The sequence below is a fragment of the Brevundimonas sp. GW821-FHT02A10 genome, from assembly GCF_059422025.1.
On the sequence record NZ_JBWKWC010000001.1, the window covers coordinates 710,768 to 723,661 of the forward strand.

Here is a 12,894-nt window from a genome sequence, read left to right on the forward strand (position 1 = left end):
CTGACGCGCAGCCTTGGGGCGAAAGGCCGTCGTTACCGTCGGTGGGGCGCCTGGGCGACCAGCAACAGGATGAACAGTCCCAGGACAGCCGCGGGCGAAAGGTCCCGGGGATGAAACCGGCCGCTCATACCGACATCCTTGAACAGGATGTCTTCGACCATATGCGGGTCGTCGCTGAGCACGCTCCAGGTGTCGAACAGCCGACCCGTCACCGTACGCGACTGGATCAGGGTCGCTTCGTCATGGACGCCCTCGTCGCGAATGGACTCGAACATGGCCAGCACCACATCCGTCGGGCCTTCCAGAGCCTGCATCCGATAGCCGGCGTGTTCGAGCTCGGCGCCGGTGACGTCGGCCTTCAGTTGCTGCTTCAGCCAGCGGGGAACGCCGCCTTGCCCGGGCCCCTTGCCCAGGCCCGCGTCGATACCGGTGTCAGTGGGAAGTTTGCTCCAGAACAGAAGGCGCGTCAGGGCCACCGGTTCGGCCCGCGGACGTCGCGACCGCGGTACGACGGGGCGCAGCATGGAGCCCACGTCGCGCCGCGCCCATCCGACCGCCAGGTCGGCATCCTCGCGGCCATCGAAGACGACCCCGAACTTCAGGAAGGCGTTGCGCAGGGCGGACAGCGTCCGGGAGGTCACGTTGATCGGTCCTTCGACCGCCTCGAGCCTCTTGATCGTCTCAAGACTGACGCCGGCGGCGAGCGCGATCTGCTTCTGATCGACCCTCAGCAGGGCGCGGGCCGCGCGGACCTGCTCACCACTGATTGAATATTCATCGACGTACACGTTGGCTCCGGGGGAGAGAGACTGCGACGCAATAACACGGCCGTTTCAATTCTGAGATATGATCGTTTTTTGACAAACACGCCTTACGGGAACCATTTACGACGCCACCGCGTGACGTTGATCGGCCTTGCAATACAAGCCCCTCGCCCCTTCGGCCGGGAGGAAGGTTTCAACGACGCCGAGCACCGTCTCCGAGCTGCCGAGACACAGGATTCCATCGTCCGCCAGGGCGCGATGCAGATGGACGAACACCTCCCGCTTGCGCTCCACATCGAAGTAGATGAGCACATTGCGGCACAGAATGACGTCGAAAACGCCGAGCCCCGACACCCCTTGCAGCAGGTTGTGGGGCCGGAACGAAACGATTTCCCTCAGCACGGGTAGGACACGCCACTCGCCGTCCTCGGGCTGGAACCAGCGGGCCAGACGCTCGGGCGCGAGACCGCGACGAACTTCGAAATCGCTGTACAGGGCGTTGCGGGCCTTGCTCAGGATAGCCTCGGACATGTCGGTCGCGACGATCTCGAGGTTCCAGCCCGCCAGTTGGGGGTTTTCCTTCAGGATCATGGCCACGGACCACGGCTCCTGGCCGCTGGAACAGGCCGCGCACCAGATCCGCAACCGCCGCGAGGCACGGCGCTGGGCGATCAGCGCGGGCAGGATGGTCTTGCCGAGCTGTTCGAAGGGCGCCCCGTCGCGGAAGAAGGAGGACTCGTGTGTCGCCATGGCGTCCACGCACTGGCGGATCAGATCGTCGGGCGCGCCCGAGCGCAGCTTCGCCAGAAGGGCTTCGACGTCGGCCAGACCCGCGGCCCGCGCCACGGGCTCCAGCCGGCCGCGCACCAGATAGCCCTTGGACGCGGACAGGACGAGACCGGACCGGTCGCGCATCAGCTTGCAGAAGTAATCGAAATCAGGGCCGGTCATGCGCGTTGCTCCGAGATCCGGACCAGCCAGGGGCCGACCTCGTCGAGGGGAAGAAGGGTTTCGGCCAGGCCCGTGGCGGCGACGGCGCCGGGCATGCCCCAGACCACGCTGGTGGCCTCGTCCTGGGCCACGACGCGGCCGCCGGCCCTGGCGATGGCGTCGACGCCCTTGGCGCCGTCCGCCCCCATGCCCGTCAGGATCAGGGTGACGACGGCTGCGCCATAGACCCGGGCGATGCTGCGCAGCATGGGATCGACGGCAGGACGGCAGAAATTCTCGGGCGCCTCCTGGTTCAGGCGGATGACGGGCGGAACGCCGATGCCCGGGCTTTCGACCGTCATGTGCCAGCCGCCCGGGGCGACGTAGCAGCGGCCGGGCAGGACGGGCTCACCGTCGACGGCTTCGGCGCAAGGGCGGTCTCCTGCCCGGGCCAGTTGTTCGGCGAACGGCCCGGTGAAGGCGGCGGGCATGTGCTGGGTCAGAAGGATCGGCTGCTCTACTGAACCCCGGATCGCCTCAAACACCTTGAGCAGCGCCGGCGGGCCGCCGGTCGAGGCCCCGATGGCGACGACCGCCGGACGGACGAACTTGCCGGTGTGCGGACGGAGTGTCGGGGCCGCCGGGACAATGGCTACGGGCGCGGGTGGGAGAGAGGCCGACGGGGCTTGAGGCGCGCGGGCCCGGGCCCGGCCCAGCGCCTTCACCTTGGCCAGAAGCTCCTGCTGGAAGGCCTCGGCGGCGCCCAAGCCGGTCTCCGGCTTGGCCACATAGTCGCCGGCGCCCAGACGCAGGGCCTTAAGGCTGATCTCGGCGTTGCGGCGGGTGTAGGTCGAGGCCATGACCACCTTCACCGTCGGATGACGGGCACGCATCTCGGCCAGGGCGGCCATCCCGTCCATCACCGGCATCTCGATATCCAGCACCACGACGTCGACCGGCCGCCGGTCCAGCTCGGCCAGGGCCAGCTCGCCGTTGGCCGCCGTCGCCACCACCGTCAGCTCGGGATCGGCGCCGAGCTGACGCGAGATCATTCCCCGGACCACGGCGGAATCGTCGACGACCATGACCCGGATGGCCGAAGCCTCCGTCGTCATGGCCGGGCTGGCTAAAGTCACAGTCTTATACCTCGGGAAAGCAGGACCGGCCGGGACACAGCGCCCCGGCCGGGAAGATCAGGCGCCGGGTCAGGCGGCCAGCAGGGCGTCCATCTCGCGGCGCAGGGCCTCGGCCTGGACCGACAGCTCGCCCGAGGAGGTGGTGACCTCGCCGCAGGCGGTGTTGGTCTGGGCGATGGCCTCGTTGACCCCGATGATGTTGGTGGTCACCTCGCGGGTGCTGGCCGCGGCCTCGACAACGCTGGCGGAGATTTCGCCGGTCGCGGCCGATTGTTCCTCGACCGCGCTGGCGATGGCGGCGGCGATCTCGGCGACCTTGTTGATCGTGCCCGCGATGCCCTGGATGGCGCCGACGGAGGTCGCGGTCGCGGCCTGCATGGCCGTGATCTGGGACGAGATTTCCTGGGTCGCCTTGGCGGTCTGGTCCGACAGGCTCTTCACCTCCGACGCCACGACCGCGAAGCCCTTGCCCGCATCGCCGGCGCGCGCCGCCTCGATGGTCGCATTGAGGGCCAGAAGCTTGGTCTGGCCCGCGATGTTATTGATCAGGGTGACGACGTTGCCGATCTTCTGGGCGGCCTCGGCCAGGGACTGGATGGCGGCGCTGGTCTTGTCGGTTTCGGACACGGCCTGACGGGTGATGCTGGTCGATTCCGCGACCTGACGGGCGATCTCGTTGATCGAGGCCGACAGTTCCTCGCCCGCCGCCGCGACGGTCTGGACGTTGGCCGAGGCGACCTGGGCGGCCGAGGAGACCGCGCCGGCCTGACGGGTGGCGTCCTCGGCCGAGCGGGCCATGGATTCAGCGGTCGCCTGCATCTGGGTGGCGGCCGAGGCGACGATGTTGGAGATTTCGCCGACCCGTTCGGCCAGCTTGCGCTGGTCGCGCTGGGCGGTGATGTCGGTGGCGTATTTCACGACCTTGTAGGGGCGGCCGTTCAGATCGAGGATGGGGTTGTAGCTGGCCTGGATCCAGACCTCGCGCCCGCCCTTGGCGACGCGCTTGTACTGGCCGGAGTCGTATTCGCCACGACCCAGCTTGGCCCAGAAGGCCTGGTACTCGGGGCTCTGGCGATAGGCCGGCTCAGCGAACATCGAGTGGTGCTGGCCGCGGATCTCATCGAGGCTGTAGCCCAACACGGCCAGGAAGTTTTCGTTGGCGTCGAGGATCTTGCCGTCCAGCGAGAAGGAGATGACCGCCTGTGCCTTGCTGATGGCGTCCAGCTGGCCCTCGTAGTCGGCGGCCTGAACCTTCTGGGCCGTGATGTCGGTGGCGAACTTGACGACCTTCACCGGCTTGCCGTCGGCGTCGAAGACCGGGTTGTAGCTGGCCTGGATCCAGATCTCGCGACCGCCCTTGCCGATGCGCTTGTATTGTCCGGCGTCGAACTCACCCCGTCCCAGACGCGACCAGAACGCCTGATACTCAGGGCCCGAACGCTCGGCGGCGTCGACGAACATCGAGTGATGCTGCCCCTGGATTTCCGACAGGGAGTAGCCGAGGGCCGTCAGGAAATTCTCGTTGGCGGTGGTGATCTTGCCGTCCAGTTCGAACTCGATCACGGCCTGCGACCGCTCGATGGCGGCGACCTTGCCGCGGTAGTCCTGGAACAGGAGGTCGAACTCCTCGGCCTCGGAGTCGATTTTCAGGGCCGCGTTGCTGCTGGGCATGTCGTTGTCCTTTGAAGAAATTTCAGTGTGAGGATCAGGCGGCGATGGGAACGGGCGCGAGCGTCAGCACCTGGTCGATGTCCATCACGATCAGGAGCTCGGTCTCGAGCAGGTACAGGCCGGTGCAGACGGACTGCCACCGGTTGGACAGGGTCACGGGCGGGGTCTCGCGCGTCTCGGGCGGCAGCCACAGGACGTCGCCGACGTCGTCCACCAGAAGGGCGTAGAGCTCGCCACCGCGCTCGACGATCACGCACATGAAGCCCTCCCCGGCCTCACGCGGCGCCATGCGCAGACGCAGGCGCATGTCGACGGCGGTGACGATCCGGCCGCGCAGGTTCAGCGATCCGGCGACCTCGGGCGGGGCCAGGGGCACGCGATTGATGGTGGTCTGGGCGATGACGTCCTGGACCTTGAGCACCGGGACGCCAAAGGTCTGGGCGCCGACGCGGATGGAGACGAGACCTTCGGTGTCGCCCGTTCCGGACGAGAGGGAAACGAGGCCGGGATCGGAAGCGGTCATGCGGCTTGCCTCGTGTTGAAGGCCGAGTTGACGGCGTCGAGCAGGCGCGAGCCGTCGAACTGCGCGACGCCGCGATCGCGGCCCTGCAGCGAGAGGCCCATGAGCGGCGTGGCGTGCCAACGGGTCGCCTTGCCGAAGGCGTGAGCGAAGCGACGGGCCTCCTCCCCCTGGGGATCGGTCTCGGCCATGATCAGGTCGAACTGTTCGCCCGCCTCATAGAAGGTCAGGGCCTCGACGGCGCCCTCGGCGACGACCACCTCATAGCCGGACTGGGCCAGCAGGGGTTGCAGCAGCAGGCGGCTGAACGGACTGTCGTCGATGAGCAGCAGCCGTTTCAGTCCCGCGACAGGGGCGGTGATCTTCGTGCCAGAGCCGGTTCGCGACGCGGCGGGCGCGTCGCCCCAGTAGCGGTCGATATCGACCATCTCGGTGGCGCGGCCGGCGACGATCAGGCCGGCGGTATCGGCATCGCCGGCCTTCGCCGGTTCGTCTTCGACGATGTCCACGATCTCGTCGACCAGCAGGCCGATAGCGTGTTCGCCGCGGGCGAAGACCAGCAGCGGTCGGGTCGTCTCCCCCGTCCAGGGCTGGACGGGCCGCGCATCGACATCGACCACGGGCATCAGGCCGCCGCGATACTGGATGACCGTTCGCCCCTCCACGGTCTCGATCTGATGCGACAGCAGTTCCTCGATCCTGGCGACGCGCGACAGGGGCACGGCGCGCGGCGTGGCGTCGCCGGCATGGAAGGTCAGGAGCGCGGTGCGCTCCATCGATGTCGATGCCGCCATCTCGAGCTCGTCACGGGCGCCGTCCGCGCTTTGCTGCGCGCCGGCCTCCTGAGAAATGCCCTTGAAGTCCAGGATCAGGATCACCGAACCGTCGCCCAGGATGGTCGCGCCGGAATAGAGCTTCAGATGGCGCAGGACCGAGGCCACCGGCTTGACCACGATCTCCTCGGTATCGAACACCCGGTCGACGATGACCCCGAAGGTGAAGGCCCCGACCTGGGCCACCACGATGCAGGATTCGCCGGTCACCTCGGCATTGGCGGGCAGGCCCAGCAACGCCCCGAGCGACACCAGCGGCAGGAGCCGGTCGCGCAGTCTCAGAACGGCAGCGTCATCCACATATTCGACTACCCGGCCCGAGCCGTCGCTGGCGCTGACCAGCTCGATGACGCAGGACTGGGGCATGGCGAACCGCTCGCCGCAGCATTCCACGATCAGGGCCGAGACGATGGTCAGGGTCAGGGGAATGCGGATGGTGAAACGGGTGCCGGCGCCCTCGGTCGAGGTCATCTCGATGGCGCCGCCGATGCGCTCGATATTGGTGCGGACCACGTCCATGCCGACGCCGCGGCCGGAGACGGCGGTGATCTCCGGCGCCGTCGAGAAGCCGGGCCGGAAGATCAGGTGCCGCGCTTCGGAATCCGACATGGCCTCCGCCTGGGCGGCGGTGATCAGCCCCTGCGAGACGCCCTTGGCGCGCAGTTTCGCCGCCGACAGACCCCGGCCGTCGTCCATCACCTCGATGACGATGGCGCCGCCTTCGTGGCGGGCCTGCAGGGTGATGCGTCCCGCCTCTGACTTGCCTGTCGCCAGACGGTCGGCGGGGGTCTCGATGCCGTGGTCCGCGGCGTTGCGGATCATGTGGGTCAGTGGATCCTTGATCAGCTCCAGGACCTGACGGTCCAGCTCGGTCTCCTGACCGTGCATCGTCAGCTCGATCGACTTGCCCAGATCCTGCGCCAGGTCGCGAACCAGTCGCGGCAGCTTGGCCCAGGCGCCAGAGATCGGCTGCATCCGGGTGGTCATCACCCCTTCCTGCAGTTCGGTCGTGACCTGGTTCAGGCGGTTGAGCGGCGCCGCGAACGGGCTTTCGGGATCCAGCCTGAGGACCTGGATCAGCTGGTTGCGGATCAGGACCAGTTCGCTGGCCACGGTCATCAGATGTTCGAGGGCGTCGACACTGACGCGGATGGTCTGGGCCGGACCGGCCAGTTCGACGTCGGAGGCTTCGGGGATCACGGTCCGGGCGCGGGGCGCGGGCGCCGCCTGCGCCGGTACGGCCGCAACGGCGAGGACTGCCGGGGCCTCGACGGGGTCTGACGGCGGAACCTCGCAGACAGGAAGCGGCGCGCTGGTGAACAGGGCCGACAGATCCGCCAGCGACGCATCGTCGATGTCCAGTTCGGCCAGGCTGAGCACGATGATGTCCATCAGGGCGTCGAGGATATCGGACGCGACCGGCGCCTGGACCAGCGACTGAACGGTGTCGGACAGGGAGACGGCGGCGGCGCTGCCGGACGCGCCGGCCACCAGACAGGCGCGCAGGTCGCCCTGCAGCCGGTCGGGATCGACCGAAAGGAAGACCGCGCTGACGCTCGGCCAGGCATGCAGGCGCGACAGGGTGGATTCGACGGCCGCATCCAGCGTCGCCTCCCCGCCCAGTCTTTGCAGCAGGGGACGGGTGTCGCGCGCGGCGGCGGGCGCTTCGGAAACGGCGGGCGGACCGTCCGCCGTAGCGCCGGCGCCGGCCCCGGCCCCGGCAAGGACGCTTTCGAGACGACCGATGAGATCACTGTCGTCGCCCGCCGGTTCGACCCCGGTGCGGGCCAGGCCATCGACCAGATCACGGATCAGATCGACCGTATCCAGAATGGCCGAAACCGCCGCAGGCGTAACGGCCAGCGACCCGTCGCGGAATTCACCCAGCACATTTTCGGCGGCATGGGCCACGGTCTGCAATCGCATGAGGCCGAGGAAGCCGCAGGTCCCCTTGATGGTGTGGATCAGGCGGAAGACGCCACCCAGCACCTCGGGGTCGCCGGGGTTCTTCTCGAACCGCACCAGTTCGCTGTCGAGCGTTTCCAGCCCTTCGCGCGTCTCGGCAATGAAATCGCTGACCAGCTCGTCCAAACGCCTGCCCCTCAATGACCAAGCGCATTGCTTGATACCCCACTGTTATTGAGGGTTAATCTTGTTACTTAACGGTTAACGTGGGCATTCATTACTGAGCGATTGATGGATCACGAAAGTCCTTGTTCGAACTGCCTTAATACAACTGGAGATTATACGCATCATTATGAACGATCTGGTGAATTGATTACCCAAAAAACGGATACTTTTGCACCTGAGGTGCATTATGTTGCGAATTTCTATTGTCACGCAATTTCAGACAATTTCCTGAATTCTGATGAAAACTATACGCTTAACCATACAGGAACCATTTTGAGGCTCTCATTCCGCCAATATTGCTATCTCCCAGCGATACGCACCGCATCAGCAGGAACGTTGCAAATGGCCGTAGACAAAAACATGCCCGTACTGGTCGTGGACGATTACAAGACAATGATCCGCATCGTTCGAGGCCTCCTCGAACAACTCGGATTCAAGAATGTCGATGAAGCGATGGACGGTCCCAGCGCTCTGGAGAAGATCCGGAGTCAGGAGTACGGCCTGATACTGTCAGACTGGAACATGGTTCCGATGACCGGGCTGGAGTTGCTGACGCAGGTCAGATCAGAGGCCCGGACAGCGAAGACTCCCTTCGTCATGGTCACCGCCGAAGCCAAGACCGAGAATGTCGTCGCCGCGCGTCAGGCGGGCGTGAACAACTACATCATCAAGCCCTTCACCCTGGCTGTTCTGAAACAGAAGCTGACCACCGTCCTCGGAGAGCTGTGATGACGCTTCTGGATCCAGCGGCGATCATCGCCGCCATCCGCGGCGAGGTCGAAGCCGGCGTCGATCAGGTTCTGAACGGCGCCGAAGCCTGCCTTCGCGAAATGGCGGCGGTTCGCGGCGGTTCGCCCGAAGCGATCGACCGGCTGGAGCAGCAGCTGTGCCAGATCATGGAGGCCTGCGCCTTCCAGGATCTGACCGGTCAGCGACTGACGGTGCTGGGCGGGCTGATCGATCCGACCCCGAAGGCGGACACCACCGATCCCCTGCTCAACGGACCGGCCCTGACCGGCGGTCTCGACCAGCAGGCCGCCGACCAGCTGCTGAGGTTCTGATTTCCCTCTAGTGAAGAGTGTGCGCGCGATATGTCATCCCAAACGACCCGTCGCCTGAACCTGCGTCAGGCCTCCGTCCTCGCCGTCGACGACAACCCGATGTCCATGGACCTGCTGAAGCAGATCCTGAACGGCTTCAGGATCAAACACCTCAGGGAATGCAGCTCCGCCGAGGAAGCCCGCAAGGCGATCGACGAGGAGCCGTTCGACCTGCTGCTGATCGACGGAGAAATGCCCGCCCAGAGCGGCATCGACCTGAGCCGCTACGTCCGTTCGCGGGTGGACCAGACCAACTTCACTACCCCGATCATGATCGTGACGGCCTTCACCCCGCCGACGACGGTCCGTGAGGCGCGTGACAACGGGGTCAATATGGTGGTCTCCAAGCCGGTGTCGCCGGCGGCCCTGCTCAGCCGGATCGAGTGGATCGCCCGCAACGACCGCGCCTTCGTCGTCGCCGACAACTATTCCGGGCCCGACCGGCGCTTCCGCAAGGCCGGGCCGCCGCAAGGAACCGACGAACGTCGCGCCGAGGCCCTGGCCCTGACCGCGGACGCCACCCGGGAAATGTCCCAGGCCGATCTGGACTCGCTGTTCGGATGAGCGCCGCCGACCTCGCTACCGCCCGGGTCTTCGTACCCGAGAACACCCTCGCGCGTGGGATCGACGCCCCCGGGGCTGCTGATGTCCATGATATGCTTCGCGACGCCGCTCGCCGGGTCGAAGCTATGGCTCCGGCCGTCAACCTCTATGTGGCGGACCGTTCCGTGGCCCTGCTGCGCGCCATGGCCGGCCCGGCGCCGACGACACCCGAAGCCCGCCTGTCCCTTTTCACGGAAGCCTCCCTTCTGGCCGAGGTGGCGGGGGCCGGTCGGCCCGATGCGATCGGCGACATCGCCAAGGGCATCGCCGTCCTGATCCAGCACCTGAACGCCGACGACGGCTGGCGCGGGGATTTGATCCACGTCCACGCCGCGGCCCTGGGTCTGGTCATGAACCGCAGCCAGAAGCCCAATGTCGGCGTCCTGCTGTCCGGCCTGCGCAGCGCACGCGCTTCTATCGGGGTGCTGGAATAGGGCTCAGGCTTCCCGGGCTGCGACGTCGTCCAGCCAGTCCAGCCGGGCGCGCTGAAGCCTGAGGCTGAGATCAACGCTGGCGCGCTCGATGGCGTCCCCGTGCCGCGACCAGCCCGCCAGCCGCTCCACCCCCTCCAGCAGTTCCTGCCGGACGGCGGTCAGAACCTCGGCCCGGCGCGCGCCGTCGAGCTGCATCCAGATCCCCGCCCGCATCCTGAACGGATCAATGCCGACGCTTGTGGCCCGGCCGGGATCGCAGGCCCATTGCATCATCGCCTCGACGCCGGCCGCCGTCACCGACAGCAGCCGCGTCGCCCGCCCGTCGCCCTTGGCCTCGGCCGCGATCAGCCCGTCCCGCTCCATCCGCTTGATCGCGGGATAGACCGCCCCGGCGCTGCCCCGCCATTCGATCGACGGCGAGGTCGAGAAGGAGCGTCGCACCTGAAACGCGGTCTGGCGGCCGCGGTGATGCAGTTCGGACAACACCGAGCCCTCCAGTTCCGTCAGCATCGCGAGCCTCCCTTGCGCGAACCGTCCGCCATGATAGTACGAAAAAGACTATTCACACGGATTGCGGCCATGCGAACCTCCATTTCCGCGCTTCTCGGCGCCTCCCTGCTGGCTTTAGCGGGCTGCGCGGGCCAGGCCGAGCCCCAAACCGTCGCCCCCCTCGCCTCCCCAACTCCCGCGCTTCGATCGGGCGTCCAGACGGCGGACATGGATACGGCGGTGCGGCCGCAGGATGACTTCTTCGCCTTCGCCAACGGCCGCTGGCTGCGGGAGACTGCGATCCCCGACGACCGCTCGCGCTATGGCGTGGATTCGATGATGGCGGAGCGGTCGCTGGTCCGGCAGCGAGCCGTGTCCGAGGCGGCGCAGACCGCGGCCGACCCGGAAGCGCGCAAGGTCGGCGACCTCTATGCCGCCTTCATGGCCGAGGCCGGGATCGAGGCGGCGGGTCTGGCCCCACTCCAGTCCGAACTACGGGCGATCGACAGTCTTTCCACGATCCGGGACCTGGCCCCGCTGATGGCGCGGCTGGATGCGATCGGGGTCACGACCCCCATCGGCGTATTCGTGGATCCGGACGCCAGGGACGCCGGCCGCAACGCCCTGTGGCTCTATGAGAGCGGGCTCGGCCTGCCCGACCGCGACTATTATCTGAGCGCCGAGCCCCGGTTCGTCGCGGTCCGGGACCAGTACCGGACCTATGCCGCCCGGATGCTGGTGCTGGCCGGAGCGGCGCCGGAGCAGGCCGACGTCGACGCCCGGGCTGTTCTGGTGCTGGAGACCGCCCTCGCCCGGCTCTACTGGTCCCCCGTTGACGCCCGCGACCCCGACAAGACCTACAATCCCCGCACCATCGCCGAACTTGAACGATCGGCGCCGAACCTCGACTGGGCTGGCTGGATGACCGCCCAGGGCCTGACCGGGCCCGAGCCCCTGATTGTCGTGAGGGAGCCCGACTTCTTCGAGGGGCTCTCACGGCTGGCGGCGGACACGCCCCTGCCGGTCTGGCGCGCCTGGCTGAGACTGCGCGTGCTGGACGCCTCGGCGCCCTTCCTGCCGCACGCCTTCGCCGACGCCGCTTTCAGCTTCAACGAGGGCGTCCTGCGCGGGACCGCGGCCAACAGCGAACGCTGGAAGCGCGGCGCGGCCCTGGTCGACCAGTTGCTCGGCGACATCTCGGGCCGGCTCTATGTGGAGCGGGAGTTCCCGCCCGAGGCCAAGGCGCGCATCGACGCCCTCGTGCAGAACCTCATCGCCACCCAGGCGCGCAGCCTGAACGACGCCTTCTGGATGAGCCCCTCGACCCGCGCCGAGGCCCTGGCCAAGCTGGCGAAGATCGATGTGAAGATCGGCTATCCCGACCACTGGCGCGACTATTCGGCGTTGGAGATCCGACGCGACGATCTGCTGGGCGACGTGTTCCGCGCCCGCGCCTTCGAATGGCGCCGCAAACGGGCGCTTCTGTCCGCGCCGGTCGACCGCCACGAATGGCGCATGACCACCCCGACGGTCGACGCCTACTACAGCCCGGCCACAAACGAGATCGCCTTCCCGGCGGGCGTGCTTCAGCCCCCGATGTTCGATCCGGCCTCGGACGACGCGTACAACTACGGCGCCACCGGCGCGACGATCGGACATGAGATCAGCCACGGCTTCGACGTGCGGGGCAGCCGTTACGACGGCGACGGCAATCTGCGCGACTGGTGGACGCCCGAGGATCGCGCCCGGTATCAGGCCCTGTCCGACCGGCTGACGCACGAGTTCGACGGCTTCGAGCCCCTGCCCGGACAGCACGTCAACGGGACCCTCACGCTCGGCGAGAACATGGCCGATCTGGCGGGGCTGCAGCTCGCACACGACGCCTGGCGGGCCTCTCTGAACGGCGCGGAGCCTCCGGTCATCGACGGCCTGACCGGTGAGCAGCGCTTCTTCATCGGCTATGCCCAGAGTTTCATGGGCAAGCGGCGTGAGGCCGCCTTGGTCGCCCTGCTCAAATCCAATCCCCATGCGCCCGAACGGTATCGGGTGAACGGGATCGTCGTGCATCTGGACGCCTTCCAGGCCGCCTTCGACGTCCGCCCCGGCGACCCGATGTACGTCGCGCCTGAGGATCGGATCCGGCTGTGGTAGGTCAGCCGGCATACGCTTCTCTCTGGGAAGACGGCTGATCTTTCCGAGGGGTTCGGGGTTTGGCCCGATAGTTCGGAAGGTCAGGCGGGTGCTCTAAATTTCTCGACCCTCCAAGGCAGGAAGAGGGTCCGGG

At 67.1% G+C, this 12,894-nt stretch carries 12 protein-coding genes; 5 read left to right on the forward strand and 7 right to left on the reverse strand.

Features of this window, described 5'->3' with window-relative positions:
- Window positions 1-32: 32 nt before the first annotated feature.
- From AC07U0_RS03155 to AC07U0_RS03180, 6 genes are all read right to left on the reverse strand, one after another.
- The gene (locus AC07U0_RS03155) at window positions 33-788 is read right to left on the reverse strand and encodes a BLUF domain-containing protein (RefSeq protein WP_494718570.1); all 756 of its coding nucleotides are present in this window, start codon (window positions 786-788) and stop codon (window positions 33-35) included.
- A gap of 96 nt (window positions 789-884) precedes the next feature.
- A complete protein-coding gene (locus AC07U0_RS03160; RefSeq protein WP_494718571.1) occupies window positions 885-1,715 on the reverse strand; it encodes a CheR family methyltransferase in 831 nt (276 codons plus the stop codon).
- On the reverse strand, window positions 1,712-2,830 hold the full coding sequence (locus AC07U0_RS03165) for a protein-glutamate methylesterase/protein-glutamine glutaminase (protein ID WP_494718572.1): 1,119 nt from the start codon (window positions 2,828-2,830) through the stop codon (window positions 1,712-1,714). Before AC07U0_RS03165 ends, AC07U0_RS03160 begins: the two co-directional genes overlap by 4 nt.
- A gap of 69 nt (window positions 2,831-2,899) precedes the next feature.
- Entirely contained in the window at window positions 2,900-4,501 is a 1,602-nt protein-coding gene (locus tag AC07U0_RS03170) for a methyl-accepting chemotaxis protein (protein ID WP_494718573.1), read from the reverse strand.
- 34 nt (window positions 4,502-4,535) lie between these two features.
- Window positions 4,536-5,024: a chemotaxis protein CheW gene (locus AC07U0_RS03175; RefSeq protein WP_494718574.1), complete on the reverse strand. Its 489-nt coding sequence runs from the start codon at window positions 5,022-5,024 to the stop codon at window positions 4,536-4,538.
- Window positions 5,021-7,945: a chemotaxis protein CheW gene (locus tag AC07U0_RS03180; protein ID WP_494718575.1), complete on the reverse strand. Its 2,925-nt coding sequence runs from the start codon at window positions 7,943-7,945 to the stop codon at window positions 5,021-5,023. The genes AC07U0_RS03175 and AC07U0_RS03180 overlap by 4 nt, the downstream gene beginning before the upstream one ends.
- 381 nt (window positions 7,946-8,326) lie before the next feature.
- Between AC07U0_RS03180 and AC07U0_RS03185 the strand changes: the two genes are divergently transcribed.
- From AC07U0_RS03185 to AC07U0_RS03200, 4 genes are read left to right on the forward strand one after another with little or no spacing between them, the layout of a single operon-like run.
- A complete protein-coding gene (locus AC07U0_RS03185) occupies window positions 8,327-8,713 on the forward strand; it encodes a response regulator (RefSeq protein WP_494718576.1) in 387 nt (128 codons plus the stop codon).
- Complete coding sequence (locus AC07U0_RS03190; protein WP_494718577.1) at window positions 8,713-9,045, forward strand: hypothetical protein; 333 nt, start codon at window positions 8,713-8,715, stop codon at window positions 9,043-9,045. Before AC07U0_RS03185 ends, AC07U0_RS03190 begins: the two co-directional genes overlap by 1 nt.
- Before the next feature lie 30 nt (window positions 9,046-9,075).
- The gene (locus AC07U0_RS03195; RefSeq protein ID WP_494718578.1) at window positions 9,076-9,648 is read left to right on the forward strand and encodes a response regulator; all 573 of its coding nucleotides are present in this window, start codon (window positions 9,076-9,078) and stop codon (window positions 9,646-9,648) included.
- Entirely contained in the window at window positions 9,645-10,121 is a 477-nt protein-coding gene (locus AC07U0_RS03200; protein WP_494718579.1) for a hypothetical protein, read from the forward strand. Before AC07U0_RS03195 ends, AC07U0_RS03200 begins: the two co-directional genes overlap by 4 nt.
- A 3-nt stretch (window positions 10,122-10,124) precedes the next feature.
- On the opposite strand, the gene AC07U0_RS03205 is transcribed toward AC07U0_RS03200, so the two are convergent.
- On the reverse strand, window positions 10,125-10,631 hold the full coding sequence (locus AC07U0_RS03205; protein WP_494718580.1) for a PadR family transcriptional regulator: 507 nt from the start codon (window positions 10,629-10,631) through the stop codon (window positions 10,125-10,127).
- A 69-nt stretch (window positions 10,632-10,700) separates the two neighbouring features.
- Between AC07U0_RS03205 and AC07U0_RS03210 the strand changes: the two genes are divergently transcribed.
- Window positions 10,701-12,761 (forward strand): M13 family metallopeptidase, encoded by a 2,061-nt coding sequence (locus AC07U0_RS03210; protein WP_494718581.1) that lies wholly within the window; start codon window positions 10,701-10,703, stop codon window positions 12,759-12,761.
- Window positions 12,762-12,894 lie beyond the last annotated feature (133 nt).

What these genes read in the sequence shown, in the direction of transcription:
- AC07U0_RS03190 (WP_494718577.1), top strand. Translation starts at nt 8,713, where the DNA reads ATGACGCTTCTGGATCCAGCGGCGATCATCGCCGCCATCCGCGGCGAG.
- AC07U0_RS03195 (WP_494718578.1), top strand. Translation starts at nt 9,076, where the DNA reads ATGTCATCCCAAACGACCCGTCGCCTGAACCTGCGTCAGGCCTCCGTC.
- AC07U0_RS03185 (WP_494718576.1), top strand. Translation starts at nt 8,327, where the DNA reads ATGGCCGTAGACAAAAACATGCCCGTACTGGTCGTGGACGATTACAAG.
- AC07U0_RS03200 (WP_494718579.1), top strand. Translation starts at nt 9,645, where the DNA reads ATGAGCGCCGCCGACCTCGCTACCGCCCGGGTCTTCGTACCCGAGAAC.
- AC07U0_RS03205 (WP_494718580.1), bottom strand. Translation starts at nt 10,631, where the DNA reads ATGCTGACGGAACTGGAGGGCTCGGTGTTGTCCGAACTGCATCACCGC.
- AC07U0_RS03170 (WP_494718573.1), bottom strand. Translation starts at nt 4,501, where the DNA reads ATGCCCAGCAGCAACGCGGCCCTGAAAATCGACTCCGAGGCCGAGGAG.
- AC07U0_RS03210 (WP_494718581.1), top strand. Translation starts at nt 10,701, where the DNA reads ATGCGAACCTCCATTTCCGCGCTTCTCGGCGCCTCCCTGCTGGCTTTA.
- AC07U0_RS03160 (WP_494718571.1), bottom strand. Translation starts at nt 1,715, where the DNA reads ATGACCGGCCCTGATTTCGATTACTTCTGCAAGCTGATGCGCGACCGG.
- AC07U0_RS03175 (WP_494718574.1), bottom strand. Translation starts at nt 5,024, where the DNA reads ATGACCGCTTCCGATCCCGGCCTCGTTTCCCTCTCGTCCGGAACGGGC.